The sequence below is a fragment of the Pseudomonas sp. H1_G08 genome (assembly GCF_054681355.1).
In genome coordinates this window covers 1,498,477-1,517,104 of record NZ_CP162822.1, presented here as the reverse complement: position 1 = coordinate 1,517,104, position 18,628 = coordinate 1,498,477, and the positions used below count along the sequence as shown (strand labels likewise).

At 59.8% G+C, this 18,628-nt stretch carries 19 protein-coding genes; 10 read left to right on the top strand and 9 right to left on the bottom strand.

Translation table 11 applies throughout. The features are described 5' to 3' along the window. Positions 1-35: 35 nt before the first annotated feature. The 4 genes from AB4N85_RS06895 to AB4N85_RS06880 form a co-directional block, all read right to left on the bottom strand. Entirely contained in the window at positions 36-1,073 is a 1,038-nt protein-coding gene (locus tag AB4N85_RS06895) for a hypothetical protein (protein ID WP_156388169.1), read from the bottom strand. Between the two features lie 12 nt (positions 1,074-1,085). After that, positions 1,086-1,613 carry a PAAR domain-containing protein gene (locus tag AB4N85_RS06890; RefSeq protein WP_041478692.1) on the bottom strand — a complete coding sequence of 176 codons (528 nt, stop codon included), beginning with the start codon at positions 1,611-1,613 and terminating at the stop codon, positions 1,086-1,088. Between the two features lie 183 nt (positions 1,614-1,796). After that, the gene (locus AB4N85_RS06885) at positions 1,797-2,291 is read right to left on the bottom strand and encodes an RES family NAD+ phosphorylase (protein WP_252869340.1); all 495 of its coding nucleotides are present in this window, start codon (positions 2,289-2,291) and stop codon (positions 1,797-1,799) included. Continuing rightward, positions 2,288-2,764 carry an MbcA/ParS/Xre antitoxin family protein gene (locus tag AB4N85_RS06880; RefSeq protein WP_252869548.1) on the bottom strand — a complete coding sequence of 159 codons (477 nt, stop codon included), beginning with the start codon at positions 2,762-2,764 and terminating at the stop codon, positions 2,288-2,290. The genes AB4N85_RS06885 and AB4N85_RS06880 overlap by 4 nt, the downstream gene beginning before the upstream one ends. Before the next feature lie 350 nt (positions 2,765-3,114). Here AB4N85_RS06880 and AB4N85_RS06875 point away from each other — a divergent pair, with 350 nt between their 5' ends. The 3 genes from AB4N85_RS06875 (at position 3,115) to AB4N85_RS06865 (ending at position 6,308) form a co-directional block, all read left to right on the top strand. Continuing rightward, a complete protein-coding gene (locus tag AB4N85_RS06875; protein WP_056785192.1) occupies positions 3,115-3,978 on the top strand; it encodes a LysR family transcriptional regulator in 864 nt (287 codons plus the stop codon). A 111-nt stretch (positions 3,979-4,089) separates the two neighbouring features. Then, positions 4,090-5,235 (top strand): sterol desaturase/SRPBCC family protein, encoded by a 1,146-nt coding sequence (locus tag AB4N85_RS06870; protein WP_252869339.1) that lies wholly within the window; start codon positions 4,090-4,092, stop codon positions 5,233-5,235. Further along, positions 5,232-6,308, top strand: a complete 1,077-nt coding sequence (locus tag AB4N85_RS06865) for an SMP-30/gluconolactonase/LRE family protein (protein WP_150635537.1) — start codon at positions 5,232-5,234, stop codon at positions 6,306-6,308. Before AB4N85_RS06870 ends, AB4N85_RS06865 begins: the two co-directional genes overlap by 4 nt. 131 nt (positions 6,309-6,439) lie before the next feature. Here the strand turns inward: AB4N85_RS06865 and AB4N85_RS06860 are convergent, their stop codons facing one another. Continuing rightward, complete coding sequence (locus tag AB4N85_RS06860; protein ID WP_016774471.1) at positions 6,440-6,604, bottom strand: hypothetical protein; 165 nt, start codon at positions 6,602-6,604, stop codon at positions 6,440-6,442. A 99-nt stretch (positions 6,605-6,703) separates the two neighbouring features. Next, positions 6,704-6,958, bottom strand: coding sequence for a DUF465 domain-containing protein (locus AB4N85_RS06855; RefSeq protein ID WP_041478686.1), 255 nt, complete (start codon positions 6,956-6,958; stop codon positions 6,704-6,706). Positions 6,959-7,162: 204 nt separating this feature from the next. Here AB4N85_RS06855 and AB4N85_RS06850 point away from each other — a divergent pair, with 204 nt between their 5' ends. After that, positions 7,163-7,684, top strand: coding sequence for a DUF4142 domain-containing protein (locus AB4N85_RS06850; RefSeq protein ID WP_056785185.1), 522 nt, complete (start codon positions 7,163-7,165; stop codon positions 7,682-7,684). A gap of 56 nt (positions 7,685-7,740) precedes the next feature. On the opposite strand, the gene AB4N85_RS06845 is transcribed toward AB4N85_RS06850, so the two are convergent. Next, the gene (locus AB4N85_RS06845; RefSeq protein WP_110647015.1) at positions 7,741-8,004 is read right to left on the bottom strand and encodes a hypothetical protein; all 264 of its coding nucleotides are present in this window, start codon (positions 8,002-8,004) and stop codon (positions 7,741-7,743) included. 260 nt (positions 8,005-8,264) lie between these two features. Between AB4N85_RS06845 and AB4N85_RS06840 the strand changes: the two genes are divergently transcribed. Genes AB4N85_RS06840 through AB4N85_RS06815 form a run of 6 tightly spaced genes read left to right on the top strand, consistent with a single transcriptional unit; the run spans position 8,265 to position 13,693 of the window. After that, a complete protein-coding gene (locus AB4N85_RS06840; RefSeq protein ID WP_252869338.1) occupies positions 8,265-9,116 on the top strand; it encodes an STAS domain-containing protein in 852 nt (283 codons plus the stop codon). A gap of 2 nt (positions 9,117-9,118) precedes the next feature. Continuing rightward, the gene (locus tag AB4N85_RS06835; protein WP_056785183.1) at positions 9,119-9,481 is read left to right on the top strand and encodes an STAS domain-containing protein; all 363 of its coding nucleotides are present in this window, start codon (positions 9,119-9,121) and stop codon (positions 9,479-9,481) included. Then, a complete protein-coding gene (locus AB4N85_RS06830; RefSeq protein WP_016774465.1) occupies positions 9,478-9,882 on the top strand; it encodes an anti-sigma regulatory factor in 405 nt (134 codons plus the stop codon). Before AB4N85_RS06835 ends, AB4N85_RS06830 begins: the two co-directional genes overlap by 4 nt. Continuing rightward, positions 9,879-10,892: an ATP-binding protein gene (locus AB4N85_RS06825; RefSeq protein WP_252869337.1), complete on the top strand. Its 1,014-nt coding sequence runs from the start codon at positions 9,879-9,881 to the stop codon at positions 10,890-10,892. Before AB4N85_RS06830 ends, AB4N85_RS06825 begins: the two co-directional genes overlap by 4 nt. After that, positions 10,885-11,760 (top strand): sensor histidine kinase, encoded by an 876-nt coding sequence (locus tag AB4N85_RS06820; protein WP_252869336.1) that lies wholly within the window; start codon positions 10,885-10,887, stop codon positions 11,758-11,760. The genes AB4N85_RS06825 and AB4N85_RS06820 overlap by 8 nt, the downstream gene beginning before the upstream one ends. Continuing rightward, positions 11,750-13,693 carry a response regulator gene (locus AB4N85_RS06815; RefSeq protein ID WP_252869335.1) on the top strand — a complete coding sequence of 648 codons (1,944 nt, stop codon included), beginning with the start codon at positions 11,750-11,752 and terminating at the stop codon, positions 13,691-13,693. The genes AB4N85_RS06820 and AB4N85_RS06815 overlap by 11 nt, the downstream gene beginning before the upstream one ends. Positions 13,694-13,816: 123 nt before the next feature. Here the strand turns inward: AB4N85_RS06815 and AB4N85_RS06810 are convergent, their stop codons facing one another. Both AB4N85_RS06810 and AB4N85_RS06805 read right to left on the bottom strand, forming a co-directional pair. After that, positions 13,817-16,450, bottom strand: coding sequence for an excinuclease ABC subunit UvrA (locus AB4N85_RS06810; protein WP_252869334.1), 2,634 nt, complete (start codon positions 16,448-16,450; stop codon positions 13,817-13,819). A gap of 38 nt (positions 16,451-16,488) precedes the next feature. Continuing rightward, the gene (locus AB4N85_RS06805) at positions 16,489-18,600 is read right to left on the bottom strand and encodes an ATP-binding protein (protein WP_252869333.1); all 2,112 of its coding nucleotides are present in this window, start codon (positions 18,598-18,600) and stop codon (positions 16,489-16,491) included. Positions 18,601-18,628: the final 28 nt, after the last annotated feature.

The following is an 18,628-nucleotide window of genomic DNA, read 5'->3' as shown; positions in this document are numbered from 1 at the left end:
TAAGACGTGACGTTTGCCTATAAACTTCAGGAGCGTCATAGCGGTTTATAGGCAAGCAGGTGTTTGGGTACGCCGTCCGGTGTATCACCTGATCGAACGTCACGATGTGCGCCTAAGGCATCCAGCGGAAATCCAATCTTTCGTTCATACAATGCTCGGCTGTCATCGTGCGCCAGCAAATTGCGCTCTTCTTCAGAGACTGTTGGCGTCGGCGCCTGCGGCGCCTGTTCATCAGGTAATTGCGCCGTTGGGTCTTTGAGGGTCTTGCGATGTTCGATCAGCTTTCGTTCATAAGCGGTTTTTCGACTCAAATAATTCCGCATCGCTTGCCCATCAGCTGCTTCTCTTTCACGAATGCCCGGCACAGATCCCCGTTCCGCGGCAGTACCATAAGTTGTGTCGTAGTTGCTGCGTCTTGGAAATGCCCACACGGTGGTCCGGGTAGCATTAGCAAGAATCTGCGCCAGGCTGCGCTCGTAATGAGGATCTTCTGTTTCATTGACCTTGAAGTCGGCATCGATACCCAAACCTGTGCGACAAGCGTAGGAGTGAATTTTCGCACCATAGGCAAACGCTTCGGGTTTGAACATATACGCCTGTGCATCACGCAGACGGTAGCTATCGTTTTTATCCAGCTCGTAGCCCAACTCGATACTGCCCACCACACCATGGGAAAAAAAGTCGAGCTGTTTGATCTCGCGCCCGCGGCGTTGCCGAGCTGCGATGAAATCCACAAGACCGGATATCGAGTCCATCTCTCGGTACTGGGCCCCGTGCTGATTTTCGACAACGTCCTTCAAAGCCGTCAGCAAGTTCTCCGGATAGTCATTTTTGAAAATCAGAAATACACGCTGGATCGTGAAGTTTGGAGTGCCGGTTGGATACTTTGTGAGTTGGCGGATACCCTGATTGATAAAGCGCATCTTGTTGCCCTTCTGGCCACGAACCTTTTCATAAAGGGACATGTAAGACGCACCCACAACCGTTACGTAATCCTGTGCCAGCGTACCTTTCACTTGGGTCGTTGTATGTCGATCGCTTGTTCGAGCTTGATTCTTTTTGGGGGCTGCCACCTGCCACCTCCCTTAGTAATCTAGGCCGAGCGCATCGAGATGGGCGGCGGCTTCCTTACCCCACTGCACAACTATCGAAGTCGGGTTGGCCGTAAACACTCGCGCGGCGTTACCATGACTGTCGGTATGGCCTACGAGACGCTGCCCGTCACCCGTTTCGATGCAATAGAGCATGTCGGGAATAGCTTCGCCAGTGGCCTCATCAACCAGTTGGAAGCGCTCGCTGTGTTTAGGAACAGTGATAATCGGGGAGAAAGGTGCGGAACCGACCTGGGTGCCGACAAAAACGTCGCCAGAGCCCGTGATTATCATGCCTCCGTGGGCCGTCGCACTGCCCAAGAAAGCAATAGGCTTGCCATTGATCAAAATATTGCTGATGCCTTCGGTGACAGTGTCTCCGCACGCTGTGGTGTCTCCGACACGCAAAACTGGCATTCCATTGATGTTTACATCACCGGAACCGCTGTTACTGGGATTGGTGCCATGGCCTGTGATCGGGCATGCATTAAGATCGCTGAGTCGAGCGGCAGGCTTTGCCATCTTTAACTTCCTTGTAGTAAGCGTGGGCGCGAAATGTACCGGATCTTTATATTGGTTGAAAGCTTCAATCCAGACGTAGAATGCGAGCCGCCGCGAATGTAGCTGGCAGCGACTCATCGGCCCTTGATCGCTCCCGGAACCTGGAAATTGTCGTGTCGGATTCGCAGGCCCACACAAATCCGATCAACCCTCCTGCAACAACCGCGTATCCAGCCCAAACCGCTCTTGCGAAACCATCCTGAACTGACCTTCCGCCAGATCGCAACTCACCAGCAAATTCCACGAGTGTCGGGTGGCCACCGAAGGCACCAGAATAAATGGATGTTCAGCCAGCAGTGCGTCGGCAAACTTTCGCTGGTTGGGCGAGGTTTTTATCGGGGTGAGCCAATGCGGATTGGGCACGTCTTCCGGTTGCACGATTCTGATGCTGGCGTCGTGGGTGATTTCAAAACAGGTCAATACGTAGGGCTCCTGATCAAGTGCATCGAAGCTGCCATGGGCGGCCACCTCCAGTATCGCCGTGGAGGGGTCGACCGACGCATAAACGACTCTGCGGCCGGGCGTATTCCAGCGACCGCCGTCCCGTTTCGACCCCAGGCCGCTGTCCCAGGTCTCGCTGTACACCTCGCGATCCAGCCGCCACGCGTACCAGCGATCATCCCAGGGCAAGGGATTCATTGATAAACCCCGTATTTGATCTGGTTCAGATACTCCTCCACCATCCTGAAGCCCAACGCATTTCCAACCAGATCGAGCGGCACATAACCGTAGAAGTAAGTGGCGCGTTGCTCCAGCCATGATTCGGCCTTGGCCTGTCGCCCGAACACCTCGATGGCCAGTTCCAGCGCTGCCGCATATTGGTAGGCGATGATGCTCTGCGGCGTGTCCAGGCGCACCGACGCGCCTTCCTTGAGCAGACGTCGCACGGTTCTCACAGATTTGCCGGTGATACGTTTGACCATCTCTCCCTGTTGGTACAGTTCGGAGGTTGCGATCATGTTGACCACATCGAGCAGCGCAAATCCTTCGGCTGTGCAGCGCAGAATGAGCATCGGATCGTCGCCGGTGTCCTGCCCTCGCAACAGCAATTCCAGAGGTTTGCCCTCAAGCTTCTTCAAGCCCGTGAGCCGGGGCACTTTGGCGCTCGGCATGGCAACGTCCTCCGAGGGGCATCTCGCGCGGTCGTCGCGCCAGTAATGGCGAGGCGAGTAAGCAGGCGTATGGCTTTCAATCAGTGGGATTCGCATAGTCCATCCTTTGTCCAGGTCCAGAGCGATCTGTGCGCTCGATGACTTCAATGTCAGGACTGATCCTATAGATCCGGCGTCCGACGACCAACCTGAAAAAGTCGTCAGAAATATCCCCTCATCTGATCAAAACGCTCCTGTTTCCGTAGGACTTAAACGGAATTTTCAGCGGTTTAATCCGTTGTGGCTTTCAAGTTGGGGAGAGGGACTTTTGACTTACAATGCGCTCCACCTCCAGACACCGGCCCTGCCCCATGGACATCGACCTCGCCCGCACTTTCCTCGAAATCGTCCGCCACGGCAGTCTTGCCGCCGCCGCGCAGAAGCTGTTCGTCACACAAACGGCGATCACCGCACGGGTGCAGAAACTCGAAGGCCAGCTGGGCAGTACGCTGTTCGTGCGCAATCGCGCCGGGGCGAAGTTGACGGCCAATGGCGAAGCGTTCGTGGTCTACGCCAATCAACTGGTGCAGACCTGGGAAGCCGCGCGCCGCGACTTGCCGCTGCCCGAGGGTTATCACAACGTTCTGCACATTGGCGGTGAGGTCAGCCTGTGCAACCCGCTGATGCTCAGTTGGGCGGCGGAACTGCGGGAGAAAATCCCCGGCCACGCACTGCGCATGGAAATTCGCGACGGCGAAAATCTTTTGCGTCAGCTCGAACTCGGTGTGCTCGATGCGGCGCTGGTTTATCAACCGGAATACTGGCCGGGATTGCAGGTCGAGCAAGTGCTGGAGGAAAAACTGATTCTGGTGCGCGCGCCCGAGCGTCCGGAGCCTTACGTCTACATCGATTGGGGACCGGACTTTCGTCGTCAGCACGACGCCGCCCTGCCGGAAAAAGCCAAAGCCGCGCTGAGCTTCAACCTTGGCCCACTGGCCCTGCAATACATCCTCGAACATGGTGGCAGCGGTTATTTCCGTACCCGGGTCGTGCGCACTTATCTGGAGACCGGCGCGCTGGAAGCCGTCACCAAAGCCCCGGAATTCGGTTATCCGACCTATCTGGTGTATTCCCGCGATCGCGACTCGGCAGTGCTGCAACAGGCCTTCGATCTGTTGCGCGAGGTGATCCGCACCGATGATGACTGGTCGCAGCGCTGGAACCCGTTGAGCTGACGGGCGGCTTCAGTCCAGAGCATGGCGCTTAAGGCCGCAAGGTTCGCCCTGCACAAGTCAGCGGATCGGCTAATCTGCCGGGTATAACAACAATACCCGCAGGTGAAAGCGTTGAGGCAGACCACCGAGGCATTCCGCAGCCGCTACCGTGCGGCCATTCATCCTTTATACAATCCGTGGTTGCATGGCGCGTTCGTGTTGCTGTTCGGCATTTTCACCGTCGCTGCGTTCTGGCGCACGGTGCATTCAGTGAGCTGGCTGGAATGGCTGACAGTGCCGCTGAGCCTGTTGTTGTTCAACTTCGGCGTGTACATGGTCCATCGTCATTTAGGCCATCACAAAAAAGCTTTCGCAAAGATGTTCTACGCACGACATGCCGGGGACCATCACAGCTTTTTCACCCCCGGCCATATGACCTACGACAGCGCGCGGGACTGGCGAGTGATTCTGTTTCCAGCCTGGCTGATCGTCATTCATACGCTATTGATCACCCTGCCCCTCTGGTGGCTGCTCGCGCAGGTCAACGCCAATGTCGCCGGGCTGTTTGCCGGGTGCATGGTGTTCGGTTATCTGCTCTATGAGGTATTCCATGCCTGTGAACATCTGCCACCGCAAAATCCGTTGACTCGTTTGCCGTGGATTCGCCAGATGCGCGGTCTGCACGAACTGCATCACCGCCGCGAGCGCATGCAGGAGCGCAATTTCAACATCGTTCTGCCCTTGATGGACTACCTGTTCGGCACGCTGTACCGCGAGCCGGAACCCGCCCCTTTGAGTTATTCAAAAATGCCCATGACGCGCATGCAGCACCAGATCGATATCGCCGGCGAACCGGTCGCCGTGCTGGCTTATGCCGCCAGCGTCAGTCACTGGCCGGACTGGCATCCCTCCTCATTGAAGATTGACGGTCCGCAAGGTCCACTGCATGCCGGTGCACGTTTCGAAGAGGACATCCATGCCGGCGGACGTGCCGGTCACTTGCGCTGGGAGGTTACTGAATATCTGCCGGGCCGGCGCTGGTGCGCACGCGCGCAAAGTGATCAGGGCTTGTCCCTGCGGTTGACTTACGAGTGCTCAGTGGAGGCTGGCGGCACGCGTTTCTCGCGCACGCTGGAATATCGCTTTGACGGTTTGCTCATGCGTCTTGCCAATCGCCTGTTGCTCAAGCGGCGCATCGAGCGGGAATCTGCCGCGTCCATGCTCGCCCTGCGCGACATGGCTGCGCAATTTATCGGCGCGGCGAGGGCCAGCGCGTGAAATTACGTTATGTGCTGTGCCTGCTGATCGTTCTCGTCATCGCCTTCTTGTTGTTGCTGCCGACCAAGGTCGAACCGGTCGCCTGGACGCCGCCACTGGCGCCGTCATTGAAAGACGGCATCTACGCGGACAACCAGCGCCTCAAAGCTGTGGCGAAGGTCGGGCCGAGCGACATCGAAGGGCCTGAGGCGTTGCTACTGGAAGACGAATTCCTCATCACCGGATTGCATGACGGCAGGCTCATCCGTAGCAGCCTCGACGGTACGCAGCGCAAGGTCCTGGCCGACACCGGTGGCCGTCCACTGGGCCTGGCCCGTCATCCGAATGGCATGCTGGTAGTTGCCGATGCGGTCAAAGGCTTGCTGTCGCTGGATGCGCAGGGCCGCGTGATTCCGTTGACCACCGAGGCCAACGGCGTGCCATTTGGATTTACCGATGATGTAGCGGTCGACAAGTCAGGCCACTACGCCTACTTCAGCGATGCCTCGAGCCGTTGGGGCTATGGTCATGACGGCGAGGCGATCATTGAACACGGCGCCGACGGACGTCTGCTGCGCTACGACTTTCAAACCGGCAAGACCAGCGTCTTGCTCGACAAGTTGCAGTTTGCCAATGGCGTCACTCTTGGTCCGGACGAGGCCTATGTGCTGGTCAATGAAACCGGCGCTTATCGCATCAGCCGCTACTGGCTGAGCGGGCCGAAGGCCGGTACCCATGATGTGTTCATCGACAACTTGCCGGGGCTTCCGGACAACCTCTCGTTCAATGGCAGCAATCGCTTTTGGGTAGCGCTGTATGCGCCGCGCAATGCCTTGCTCGATGGCACCGCTGAACACCCGTTCGTGCGCAAGATGATCGTGCGGGCGTTGACGGTTTTGCCCAAGCCTGTCGAAAAGCGCGGGTTTGTGCTGGGACTGGACCTGGACGGCAAGGTGATTGCCAATCTGCAGGACGCGAGCGAAGGCAATTATTCGCCGATTACCACGGTGCGCGAGTATGGGCAGTGGTTGTATTTCGGCTCGTTGAAGGCCATGCATATGGGGCGAATGGGGTTGGATGCGGCGCTTAAGTAAAACAGAAAAATTTTCACCGTATGGACCGACGATATCGCTGGCAAGCCAGCTCCCACAGTGTCCGTGTGAACTCCAAATATGTGTTCACCAGATGAACCTGTGGGAGCTGGCTTGCCAGCGATAGCGGTCTGTCAGTTGCCGGACCGGTCGAACTTCTCCGGATCTTCATCCTCCGGCAGTTCTTTCACGGTTTTTTCCGGATGCGCTGTGGTATGCGCCGGGCTGTTCGGTTCAGGACGGGTAGGAATCGGGTCGAAACCACCCTGCTCTTCACTGGGGAATTTGGGGTCGTTCATATGGCACCTCGCAACGAGTCGATGGTTTGCAGACTCTGCACATTGGAGGTGCCATTGGCCGTAGCCGTTCCCTTCAGAAAATGACCACGGGTCGGGCGACTACTGTCCCGTCAGCGGCTGCCCGGCGAGTTGAGCAACGATCTGTTCCTTGACGATCACGCGCTTCTCTTTGAGCTTTTTCAATTCGTCGTCAGTGGGGGCGTCTGACTGGGCGTTCTCGGCTTCGACCACGGCTTTATCCACGTCGAAGTACTTGTTGAGCAGCGAATCCAGCTTCGGATCCTCGGAGCGTTTTTGCTCGATCTCTTCCTTCTTGCAGCCCAGGTCCTGATACAGATCATGTGAAACCGGCATGAAACACCTCCATCAATTTGATCGACAACCAGCGCGACCGATGCGCTGACTCATTATCAGCATGGCCTTGCCCGATGACTTCTGTCGACTCCCTGTCAGACCAGCGGTTGCCGTTCGTCGCCCTGTCGTAAATGCGATAAAACCTTTGGCGTCTGCGCTCGCTCCATTGGATAACGCTCACAAAAACCTGCGTGGAGATACCCAATGGACGGATTCAACCTGCGTCATCTCGCTCTGGCTGTTGCACTGTCTGCCGGCATGGGCAGCGCCTTTGCCGCGACCGACAACGACTTTGTCGACAATGCCGCCGCTGGTGGCATCGCCGAAATCGAAACCAGCAAGCTGGCACTGGAAAAAAGCCAGTCAGCCGACATCAAAGCCTTCGCTAACCAAATGATCGCTGATCACACCAAGGCCAATGAAGAGCTGAAGAAGATCGCGACCACCAATGACATCGAAGTCCCTGACGACACCACCCTGGTCAAGCAGGCCAAGGAAAAGATTCTCGACATGCGCGATGAATCCTTCGATGCGGCCTACGCCAACAACCAGGTCAAGGCTCACGAAGAGACCATCGAGCTGTTCAAGAAGCAGGCGAACACCGTGACCGATGACAAGGCCAAGGGCGCTACTGAGCTGAAAGCGTTCGCGCAGAAGATGCTGCCAGCGCTGGAAAAACACCTGGCCCACGCCAAAGAGCTGCAAGCCAAACATCCGAGCAAGTAACCGGCCGGCAATAAAAAGGCCGCATCCTTCGATGCGGCCTTTTTGCGTCTCAGCGATCAACCACCATCGGTGTCGATATCGGCGTCAGTGCTTTCGCCCGGTTCAGGACGGTCCGGGTCAGGCTTGAAGCCGGGGCTGAAGTCGTTGCTGTTGTCGTTGTGATGCTGCTTCTGATCGACCTCGGCAGCCGCGCTGTCCGCCTGCCCTTCTTCAACCGGCGCGGGAGTATTTTGCCCCGGCGTTTGCGGGTCGATGGCCGGGTCGTTGCGGTTAATTGACTCTGAGGACTGATTTTGCTGTTGCGGCGCTTGCTCGTTCATATCCACCTCATTCATAGTCCTGCATCCTTCTTCCAGCACGACTGGAAAACGTCGGGCATGCAGATTCGAAGCCTGACGCCGTAGATTCGTTCAAAAGATCGTTGCCTGCCGCCACGCCGACTAGAGTTACCGGGGCGTTCGACGCGGCAGGCAGAAAAATTCATCGCTAGCTGAACAACTATTTCAAGCGGTAAATGTCAGTCAAATCGCGCCGGTCATTTCGCCGAGCCGGCCCATATACGTAACGGAGCGACACGCACATGGCAGCACTGCAGAACAGCACAGTTGAAGCAATCAAGAACAACCAGACTCAGCTGTTGAGCGAGTGGACCAAACGCCTCGAAGCCAGCGGCGCCACACGCAACCTCAAGGAACACGACCTCGCTCAGCAAACCCGCGACTTGCTGGGCCTGCTCCTGGTGGGTCTGGAAAACGGCAACGGCAGCAAGATTGCCGCTGCGGGTTGGGAGGATACCCGTCAGTTCCTTGAAAAGCTGTCGCAGAGCCGCGCCCTGCTCGGCCAGGATTCCCAGCAAACCGCCAATTTCATCTTTGCCCTGAAAGGCCCGTTGTTCGCCCTGCTGCAAAACCATTATCAGGACCAGCCAGCACTGCTTGCCGAGCAATTGCTGGAAGTCTCCGAATTGCTCGACACCGTCGGTATGCACACCATCGGCACCTTCCAGAAATCCCGTGAAGCGGTGATCAAGCGTCAACAGGAAGAGCTGCTGGAACTGTCGACTCCGGTGGTCAAGCTGTGGGATGGCGTCCTCGCCCTGCCAATGATCGGCACCCTCGATTCGCAGCGCACCCAAGTAGTCATGGAATCGCTGCTGCAACGCATCGTCGACACCGGTTCGGAAATCGCCATCATCGACATCACCGGCGTGCCAACCGTCGACACTCTGGTCGCCCAGCACTTGCTGAAAACCGTGACCGCGATCCGCCTGATGGGCGCTGACTGCATCATCAGCGGCGTGCGTCCACAGATTGCGCAAACCATCGTTCACCTGGGTCTGGATCTGCAAGGCGTAGTGACCAAGGCCAATCTGGCCGACGCATTGAAACTGGCCCTGACCCGCTTGGGTGTCAGCCTCGTCAAGACGGCTTGACCATGGAACGTATTCCGATTCTTCAAATGGGCGATATCTTGCTGGTGACCATTCAGGTCGACATGCATGACCAACTCGCCCTGACCCTGCAGGACGATCTGTCCGAGCGCATCAGCCGGACATCCGCCCGGGGCGTGCTGATCGACATCACGGCGCTGGACATGGTCGATTCGTTCATCGGGCGCATGATCGGCGACATTTCCGGGCTGTCGAAAATCATGGACGCCAAAACCGTGCTGGTCGGCATGCAGCCGGCAGTGGCGATCACGCTCGTTGAGCTGGGCATGACTTTGCCAGACGTGAGCACCGCCCTGAACGTCGAACGCGGGATGAAACTGCTGCGGGAACGAGTACTTGCACAATGACCGTGCGCAGTAGCGGTACGCAACCCATTCTCATTGAACAGGACGTAGTGCTGGCCCGCCAGACCACGCGCAAACTCGCCACCGAATGTGGCATGCGCCTGATCGACCTGACCAAACTGGTGACCGCTGTCAGTGAGCTGGCGCGTAACACCATGGTCTATGGCGGCGGCGGCGACATGGACTGGCAGATTCTCGAGGAAAACGGCCGGGTCGGTTTGCGCATCACCTTCCGCGACGAAGGCCCTGGCATCCCCGACATCAAACTGGCGATGACCGACGGCTGGACCTCCGGCAGCGGGTTGGGCCTTGGCCTGACTGGCGCCAAGCGCCTGGTCAATGAATTCGAACTCGACACTGAGCCCGGCAAAGGCACGCGCATTACGATCACACGATGGACATGAATATCACCGGGTCGTTGACCCAGGTTCTGCCGATCGAGGACAGCAGCCAGATCGGCCACGCGCGGCGCACCGCGCAGAAACTCGCCGAGCAGCATGGCTTCGACGAAAACGATGCCGGCCGCGTGGCGCTGGTCGCGACCGAACTGGCCAGCAACGTGCTCAAGCATGCCCAGCGTGGTGAATTTCACCTGCGTGTACTGGCTCGGCCGGATAGCGGCTTCGGCATCGAAATGCAGACCGTGGATCGGGCGCAGGGCTTTGATCTGGATGCCTGTCTGGCGGATGGCTTTTCCACTGGCGGCACACAAGGCATCGGCCTCGGCGCCGTATCGCGGCAGACCAGTGTCTTCGATGTCTACGCCGACCACCGTGGCGCGGTGTTGCTGGCGCGAATTTTTCCGCGCAGCGATCGTCAGGCCGATATCCGCTTCGGCGTCAGCCAGCATTCGCTGCATGCCGATCCAGCCTGCGGCGATGTCTGGCATCTGGCGTATGAAGGCTCGCGGATCAGCGCGCTGGTGGTCGATGGCCTCGGTCATGGCGAAGACGCCGAGCGCGCAGGCCTGGCCGGGGCGCAGGCATTCGCCCGGGCACCGTTTGCCGATCCAGTGGTATTGATGGAAGACCTGCATCAGGAAATGCTCGGCACCCGTGGCGGCGCCGTCGCTTTCGCGCAGTTTGACAGCCAGCGCGACGGCCTGACGTTCGCCGGTGTCGGTAACATCGGCGCCAGTCTGCTGGAGCCTGGCAAATCCCGCGGTCTGGCCTCACATCCCGGTATCGTTGGCGGCCAGTACCGTAAAGCCAAACCCTTTGACTATGCTCACGTGAACGGACATTTATTGATCATGTACAGCGACGGCCTACAGTCCCGTTGGAATCTTGCAGACTACCCCGGCCTGGTGCATCGCCATCCTGCCGTGATAGCCAGCGTCCTGCACCGCGACTTTTGTCGTGGCCGCGATGACGTGACGGTGCTGGTCGTGGCTCTGGAGGCCGCCCATGGCTGAATCGACAACCCTGAGCCCTGCTGAACAGGCGGCGCTCATCGCTCAGTTGCAGCGCGAAACCACTGCCCTGCGCGAAGAACTCGATGAAACCAACCAGGGTGTTCTGGCGCTGTACGCCGAGCTCGACAATCAGGCCGAAGAACTGCGTCAGGCATCGGATCTCAAGAGCCGTTTCCTGTCGTACATGAGCCATGAATTCCGCACGCCGCTGGGCTCGATACTGAGCATCAACAGTCTGCTCGCTGACGAACTCGACGGTCCGCTCAGCCCTGAACAGCACAAGCAGGTAGCCTTCGTCAGCACCGCTGCCCGCGAGCTCAGCGACATGGTTGATGACCTGCTCGATCTGGCGAAGATCGAAGCCGGGCGCATCAGCATTTCCCCGGCCTGGTTCGACATGTTCGACCTGTTCTCCGCCCTGCGCGGGATGTTCCGGCCAATCGTCGACGCCTCGGCGGTGGATCTGATCTTCGAAGAGCCACTGGGCCTGCCGCGCCTGTATACCGATGACAAGAAGCTCGGGCAGATCCTGCGCAACTTCATTTCCAACTCACTGAAATTCACCACCCGTGGCGAAGTGCGGGTATCGGCGCGAATGGAAGGTGAAGACAAAGTGCGCTTTGCCGTCAGCGACACCGGCATCGGCATCGCGGCCGAACTGCATGACACGCTGTTCGAAGACTTCTCCCAAGTCGATTCGCCATTGCAGAAACGTCTGCGCGGCACCGGTCTGGGTCTGTCACTGTGCAAGCGTTTCGCCGCCCTGCTCGGCGGTGAAGTCGGGGTAGACAGTACGCCGGGCGTCGGCTCGACGTTCTTTGTCATCATCCCGCTGGCGATCGCTCTGGAGAACGTCGATGAATCGTGACATCCGCCTGTTGATCGTCGATGACAACGTCGCCACCCGTTACGCCCTGCGCCGGCGCTTGGAGCGCCATGGCTACACGGTGCTCGAAGCCGGCACCGGCAGCGACGGCCTGGCCCTGATCGAGGGCGAAGCCCTCGATGCGTTGATCCTCGACGTCAACCTGCCGGACATGAGCGGTTTCGACATCGTCCGCCTGCTGCGCGCCGACCCGGGCACCGCGCTGCTGCCAGTGATTCATGTGTCAGCGGCGTCGATCCAGACCGGCGATATCATCACTGGTCTCAACGCGGGTGCCGATGCCTATCTGATTCACCCGGTCGACCCCGATGTGCTCTTGGCGACCCTGCGTACCCTGCTGCGGGTGCGCGACACGGAAAATGCCCTGCGCGAAAGCGAGGCGCGTTTCCGCGAGATTTTTGCCAACGTCTCGGCACCGATCGCCGTGCTCGATGCCAATCTGAAAGTGCATGAATGCAACCACGCCTTTGCCCAGTTGATCGTCGACAACCGCGACGCGCAGGCGCTGCGTGAATGCTTTGCCGAAGATCAATGCTCGATCCTCGATGAACTGCGTCTGCGTCTGGTCGACGGCGAGCGCTGGAAAGGCACGCTGAACATGCGTGTGCAGGGCGAGATTCGCGAGACGCAATGGCAGATTTCGCCTTATCGCACCCCGGAACTGAGTCTGGTGTTCGTCGAGGACGTCACCGAACACCGCCACCGCGAGCGCTCGCATCTGGCGCGGCTGGATGACACCACCACGCAACTGGCCAAGGAAGTCGCCGAGCGCGTGCACGCCGAAGCGCAATTGCTGCAAGTGCAGAAAATGGATGCGCTGGGCAAGCTCACCGGCGGTATCGCCCACGACTTCAACAACCTGCTGACCGGGATCATCACCAGCCTGGAACTAATCCAGAAACGCGTGGCCGATGAGCGTCTGGACAAGGTGCAGTTCTATACCGAAGCAGCGCTGAACTCAGCCATGAGCGCGGCCTCATTGACCCATCGTCTGCTGGCATTTGCCCGCCAGCAGCCGCTCGATACACGGCCGGTGGACATCAACGAGCATGTCCGCTCGCTGGAAGAATTGCTGGTGCGCACCATCGGCGAGCGCATCACCCTCAAGCTGGAACTGACCAACAAACCGGCGATTGCGCTGGTCGACCCGGTGCAGCTGGAAAGCGCGGTGCTCAACCTGGTGATCAACGCCCGTGATGCCCTGCCCTCGGGCGGCAATATCTGGGTCAATACTTACGCCGCTTATTCCCATGGCGATCCGAATCTGGCCGATGGCGCGTACGTGGCGCTGTCGGTACGCGACGACGGCACCGGCATCGAACACAACGTGATCGACAAGGTGTTCGAACCGTTTTTCACCACCAAGCCTTTGGGCCAGGGCACCGGGCTTGGTCTGTCGACGATTTACGGCTTTGCCCGTCAGTCCGGCGGTGACGCGCACATTCGTAGCGTCGCCCGGCGTGGCACCGAAGTGACCATCATGCTGCCCGGCACCAACGACCCGACCGGGGCCGACGCGCCTGTGCCGGTGCCTGACGCCAAAGGCAGTGGCGAGCATGTGCTGATCGTCGAGGACATGGCCACGGTGCGCTTGTTCGTCACCGAAGTGCTGGAAGACGCCGGCTATCGCTGCACGCAAGCGGCGGATATCGAATCGGCGCTGGAGCGCTTGCAGAACGACCCGTCCATCGACCTGCTGCTGACCGACGTCGGCTTGCCGCGCATGAGCGGCCGTGAACTGGCGGATGTTGCCCGTGGCTGGCACGAGGGGCTGCCGATCCTGTTCATGACCGGCTACGCCGAAACCGCCCTCAACCGCCAGGTCTTCCTCGGCACCGGCATGGACATGCTGGTCAAACCGTTCCAGATCAGCGAACTGCTCGACAAGGTCCGCCGTACGCTGGATGGCGCCTGAACTGGCGCCATCGCTGGCAAGCCAGCTCCCACAGGGGGCATCAGTGTGCGCAGATTTTCGGCAACAACTTGAATTTCTGTGGGAGCTGGCTTGCCAGCGATGGCGGCCAGCAAGGCGCTGCAGTTATCGGCTCAAAGCCCGAGCCAGAAACGGCGCAGTCTTGCTCTTCTTGCTGGTGGCGACTTTCTGCGGTGTGCCGGCGGTGACGATCCTGCCGCCCTGATCGCCGGCCCCGGGGCCGATGTCGATCACCCAGTCGCTCTGCGCGACGACACGCATTTCGTGTTCGACCACAATCACCGTGTGCCCCGCCGTTACCAGCGTATCGAGTTGTTCCAGCAAGCGATCGACATCTCTCGGGTGCAATCCCGTGGTCGGTTCATCCAGTACATACAAGGTCGCGCCACGCTGGCTGCGCTGCAACTCGGTCGCCAGTTTGATCCGCTGCGCTTCACCACCGGACAGTTCCGTGGCCGGTTGCCCCAGGCGCAGATAACCCAGGCCGATATCGCGCAGCACTTCCAGCGAACGACGAATCCCCGCCTGCTCGGCAAACACCGCCACCGCCTCATCGACGGTCAGTTGCAGCACCTGGGCGATGCTCAAGCCCTGCCAGAGAATCGCCAATGTCTGCGGGTTATACCGCGCTCCGTGGCAGGTCGGGCACGGCGCATACACGCTGGGCATGAACAGCAATTCCACACTGACGAACCCCTCACCCTCACAAGTGGCGCAACGGCCCTTGGCGACGTTGAAAGAAAACTGCCCGGCGTCATAGCCCGCCGCTTGCGCTTCGGGAGTCGCGGCGAACAGCTTGCGCACGTTGTCGAACAACCCGGTGTAAGTCGCCAGATTGGAGCGCGGTGTGCGTCCGATGGGTTTCTGATCAACCTGCACCAGCCGTTTGATCGACTCCAGGCCGGCGCTGATCTGCCCGGTGCTGGGCGGCGGAGTGTCATCTTCCAGACTCGGTTCTTCCGACTCGGCCTCGGCCATCGGCCGGCCCAACTGCGCGCCGACCAGTTCCAGCAAGGCCTGACTGACCAGACTCGATTTGCCGGAGCCAGACACACCGGTCACCGAGGTGAAACAGCCCAAAGGGAATTCGGCGCTAAGATTATTCAGGTTATTGCGCGTCACGCCGTCGAGCTTCAGCCAGCCGCTCGGCTTGCGCGCGGCGCGCTCAGGGCGTTGGTTTTCGGCAAACAGATAAGCGCGGGTCTGCGAATCTGCAACATCAGCGAGTCCCGCAGGCGGACCGCTGTACAGCACGCGCCCGCCCTTTTCGCCCGCCGCCGGGCCGACGTCAATCAGCCAGTCGGCACGGCGCATGGTTTCGACATCGTGTTCGACCACAAACAGCGTGTTGCCGTCGGCCTTCAAGCGCTGCAATGCCTCGAACAACGCCTCGCCATCCGCCGGATGCAGACCGGCAGACGGCTCGTCCAGGACATAAATCACCCCGAACAGCTGCGAACCCAATTGCGTGGCCAGGCGCAAACGCTGCAACTCGCCCGACGACAAGGTCGGCGTACTGCGTTCCAGCGCCAGATAACCCAGGCCGAGATCGGTCAGGGTGCTGACCCGCTCCAGCAAATCCTCAGCGATGCGCTGCGCCGCCAAGCGTTTCTCCAGCGACAGATTCGGCGTGTGGCGCACGTCCGGTGCGCTGGCATGACCGCTGGCGCCATGGGCGACCCGCTGCTGACGCGCCTCGCGGGTTTGCGCATGGCTGAGGGTGTCGCCGCTCTCCTCGGCCTGTTCCAGATAATTTGCCGCTGCTACAGGCCGCAGCACTTCGGCCACTTGCAGCAACGGCATCTGCGACAACTCGCCAATGTCGTAGCCGGCAAAGGTCACCGACAACGCCTCGCGCTTGAGCCGTTTGCCCTCGCACAATGGGCACGGGCTACCGCGCATGAACTGTGAAACACGCTTCTTCATCAGCGCACTTTGCGAGTGAGTGAAGGTGTGCAGGATGTAGCGCCGGGCGCCGGTGAAGGTGCCCTGATAACTCGGTTCCATCTTGCGCTTGAGCGCGACGCGGGTTTCTTCCGGGGTCAGCCCGGCGTACACCGGCACCGTCGGCGTTTCTTCAGTGAAGAGAATCCAGTCGCGCTGCTTTTTCGGCAGTTTCTTCCAGGGAATATCGACATCAATGCCCATGGTCACGAGGATGTCGCGCAGGTTCTGCCCTTGCCAGGCCAACGGCCAGGACGCCACTGCACGCTGGCGGATGGTCAGGTTCGGGTCCGGCACCATCAGCGCTTCGGTGACTTCATAGACGCGACCAAGTCCATGACACTCCGGACAGGCGCCCTGCGGCGTGTTCGGTGAAAAATCCTCGGCATACAGCATTGGCTGCCCCGGCGGGTAACTCCCGGCCCGGGAATAGAGCATACGTATCAGGCTCGACAGCGTCGTCACACTGCCCACCGAAGAACGCGCGCTTGGCGTGCCGCGCTGTTGTTGCAGAGCGACGGCAGGCGGCAGTCCTTCGATGGAATCGACATCCGGCACGCCGACCTGATCGATCAGCCGCCGCGCGTAGGGCGCCACCGATTCGAAATAACGCCGCTGGGCCTCGGCGTAAAGCGTGGAAAACGCCAGCGACGACTTGCCCGAACCCGAGACGCCGGTGAACACCACCAGCGCATCACGCGGAATATCGACGTCAACATTCTTCAGGTTATGTTCGCGGGCGCCGCGCACACGAACCATACCGGCGGGTGCTTTGGAATTGCGCTTGGAAATCATCGGCCTGCCTTGATTGAAAAACTGGGCAGCGCTCGGCATCAGGTGCCGAGCACCTCGCAAATCATCTGCAGTAAAGCTTGCGGGCTGTAGGGTTTGCCGAGCAGATGCGTATCGGGGCTGAGCTGGTGGTCGCGGGAAATGATGTCGCGGGTGTGACCGGAGGTGAACAGCACCGGCACCGGCGGTGTCTGCACCTTGGCCCACGCGGCCAGATCGGAACTCTTGATCAGGCCGGGCATGACCACGTCGGTGAAGATCAGATCGATCTCGATGCCTTCCAGCAACATCTGCATGGCCACGTCGCCATTGCACGCGGTCATCACCCGATAGCCTTCTTCGCGCAGCAACTCCACCGCCGAAGCGCGCACCGCGTCATTGTCTTCCACCACCAGAATGGTTTCGTGGCCGCCGCTCTTGCGCTCGCCGACACTGGCGGTCTCTTCACGAACCGGACGCAGACTGCGCGGGAAATACAACTGCACCCGCGTGCCTTCGCCGAGCTTGCTGTCGATCTCGACGTGGCCGCCACTCTGTTTGACGAAGCCAAAGACCATGCTCAAACCGAGCCCGGTGCCCTGGCCGTCGGCCTTGGTGGTGAAAAACGGTTCGAAAACCTGTTCCAGCATTTGTGGGGCAATGCCCACGCCGGTGTCGGTGACCGCCACGCGCACATACTCACCGGACGCGATGCCCTTGCCGACGCAGTATTCGCTGTCCAGACAGACATTGGCGGCGCTGAGGCCGATAACGCCCTCGCCTTTCATCGCGTCGCGGGCGTTGATGGCCAGATTGAGAATCGCGTTTTCCAGTTGGTTGCGATCGACGTTGATGTGCCAGGGCTGCGGCGGCAGTTGCACGTCGATCTGAATGGTTTCGCCCAATGCACGTTGGAGTAATTCGCCCACGCCTTCGAAAATTTGCTCTGGATTGCACACGGCCGGTGACAGCGGTTGCCGCCGGGCAAAGGCCAGCAGTTGCGAAGACAGTTTGGCACCGCGTTCGACCGCCGCCAGCGAAGCCACGACCCGGCGTTGTACGTTGGCATTGTTGGGCTCATGCCGGGCGAGCAGATGCAGGTTGCCAGCGATGACTTGCAGCAGATTGTTGAAGTCGTGGGCAACGCCACCGGTCAGGCCGCCGATGGCTTCGAGCTTCTGCGATTGGCGAAGTTGTTCCTCGGCTGCCAGCCGCGCATTCACTTCGGCGGCCACGCGCTGTTCGAGATTACGGGTGAATTTGAGCAGTGATTCTTCGGCGTTTTTGCGCTCATGGATGTCGATCAGCACACCGGGAAAGCGAAACGGCTTGCCTTGCTCATCGAACTCGCAGGCACCACTGGCCAACACCCACAGGTACTGGCCGTCGGCCCGCTGCACGCGGTATTCAGCGTTGTACGGCTCGCCAGTGCGCACGCTATGGGCAACTCGCTCCTGCACCCACCGATGATCTTCGGGATGGATGCGCGATTCGGCGATGTCTTGTTGCAGATCGCTCAGGTCCTGATCCGGCGGGTAGGAAAAGGTGCGGGCGAAACGTTCGTCAGCAGAGAAGCGATTGTTCTTGATGTCCCAGACAAACGAGCCCAGCAGTGCGCCGGCATTCAGCGCCAGACGCACGCGCTCGTTGTCGGCGCGATAGGCATCTTCGGCCGCCTGACGCAGGCGCTCGGAATGCACCAGTTCGGTGGTTTCGACCACCATCGCCATGACGCCGCCGGGCACGCCTTCGTCGTTGGCCACCGGGCTGTAATACAAGTCCATCCAGACGTCTTCGGGCACGCCGTCGCGCAGCAATACCAGCTCTTTGTTGCGATAGGACAAGGTGCCGCCGGCCAGGCAAGTGTCAACGACGTGGCGGTTGAATTCGGCGACTTCCGGCCAGCCCAGCTCTACCGGCACGCCAAGCAGATAGGGATGGCGGCCACCGGCGAATTCGGAGTAGGCGTCGTTGTAGATCATGTAGCCGGCATGGCCCCAGAGCATCACCATCGGCAGCGGCGAAGCCAGCATCAGCTGCACGGTGTTACACAGGCTGGCCGGCCAGTCGGCGAGCGGACCCAGTTCGGTGAGGCTCCAGTCGAATGCACGGATGCGTCCGGCCATTTCGCCTTTCCAGCCCTCACAGCCGTGGCTTTCGGATAAAAACTGCATCGCCTGACTCAGTGTCCTTTTTTGCGGT

What these genes read in the sequence shown, in the direction of transcription:
- AB4N85_RS06835 (WP_056785183.1), top strand. Translation starts at nt 9,119, where the DNA reads ATGGAACGTATTCCGATTCTTCAAATGGGCGATATCTTGCTGGTGACC.
- AB4N85_RS06885 (WP_252869340.1), bottom strand. Translation starts at nt 2,291, where the DNA reads ATGAATCCCTTGCCCTGGGATGATCGCTGGTACGCGTGGCGGCTGGAT.
- AB4N85_RS06820 (WP_252869336.1), top strand. Translation starts at nt 10,885, where the DNA reads ATGGCTGAATCGACAACCCTGAGCCCTGCTGAACAGGCGGCGCTCATC.
- AB4N85_RS06830 (WP_016774465.1), top strand. Translation starts at nt 9,478, where the DNA reads ATGACCGTGCGCAGTAGCGGTACGCAACCCATTCTCATTGAACAGGAC.
- AB4N85_RS06890 (WP_041478692.1), bottom strand. Translation starts at nt 1,613, where the DNA reads ATGGCAAAGCCTGCCGCTCGACTCAGCGATCTTAATGCATGCCCGATC.
- AB4N85_RS06810 (WP_252869334.1), bottom strand. Translation starts at nt 16,450, where the DNA reads ATGATTTCCAAGCGCAATTCCAAAGCACCCGCCGGTATGGTTCGTGTG.
- AB4N85_RS06815 (WP_252869335.1), top strand. Translation starts at nt 11,750, where the DNA reads ATGAATCGTGACATCCGCCTGTTGATCGTCGATGACAACGTCGCCACC.
- AB4N85_RS06855 (WP_041478686.1), bottom strand. Translation starts at nt 6,958, where the DNA reads ATGCCGGTTTCACATGATCTGTATCAGGACCTGGGCTGCAAGAAGGAA.
- AB4N85_RS06845 (WP_110647015.1), bottom strand. Translation starts at nt 8,004, where the DNA reads ATGAACGAGCAAGCGCCGCAACAGCAAAATCAGTCCTCAGAGTCAATT.
- AB4N85_RS06825 (WP_252869337.1), top strand. Translation starts at nt 9,879, where the DNA reads ATGAATATCACCGGGTCGTTGACCCAGGTTCTGCCGATCGAGGACAGC.
- AB4N85_RS06850 (WP_056785185.1), top strand. Translation starts at nt 7,163, where the DNA reads ATGGACGGATTCAACCTGCGTCATCTCGCTCTGGCTGTTGCACTGTCT.
- AB4N85_RS06840 (WP_252869338.1), top strand. Translation starts at nt 8,265, where the DNA reads ATGGCAGCACTGCAGAACAGCACAGTTGAAGCAATCAAGAACAACCAG.
- AB4N85_RS06805 (WP_252869333.1), bottom strand. Translation starts at nt 18,600, where the DNA reads ATGCAGTTTTTATCCGAAAGCCACGGCTGTGAGGGCTGGAAAGGCGAA.
- AB4N85_RS06860 (WP_016774471.1), bottom strand. Translation starts at nt 6,604, where the DNA reads ATGAACGACCCCAAATTCCCCAGTGAAGAGCAGGGTGGTTTCGACCCG.
- AB4N85_RS06875 (WP_056785192.1), top strand. Translation starts at nt 3,115, where the DNA reads ATGGACATCGACCTCGCCCGCACTTTCCTCGAAATCGTCCGCCACGGC.
- AB4N85_RS06880 (WP_252869548.1), bottom strand. Translation starts at nt 2,764, where the DNA reads ATGCCGAGCGCCAAAGTGCCCCGGCTCACGGGCTTGAAGAAGCTTGAG.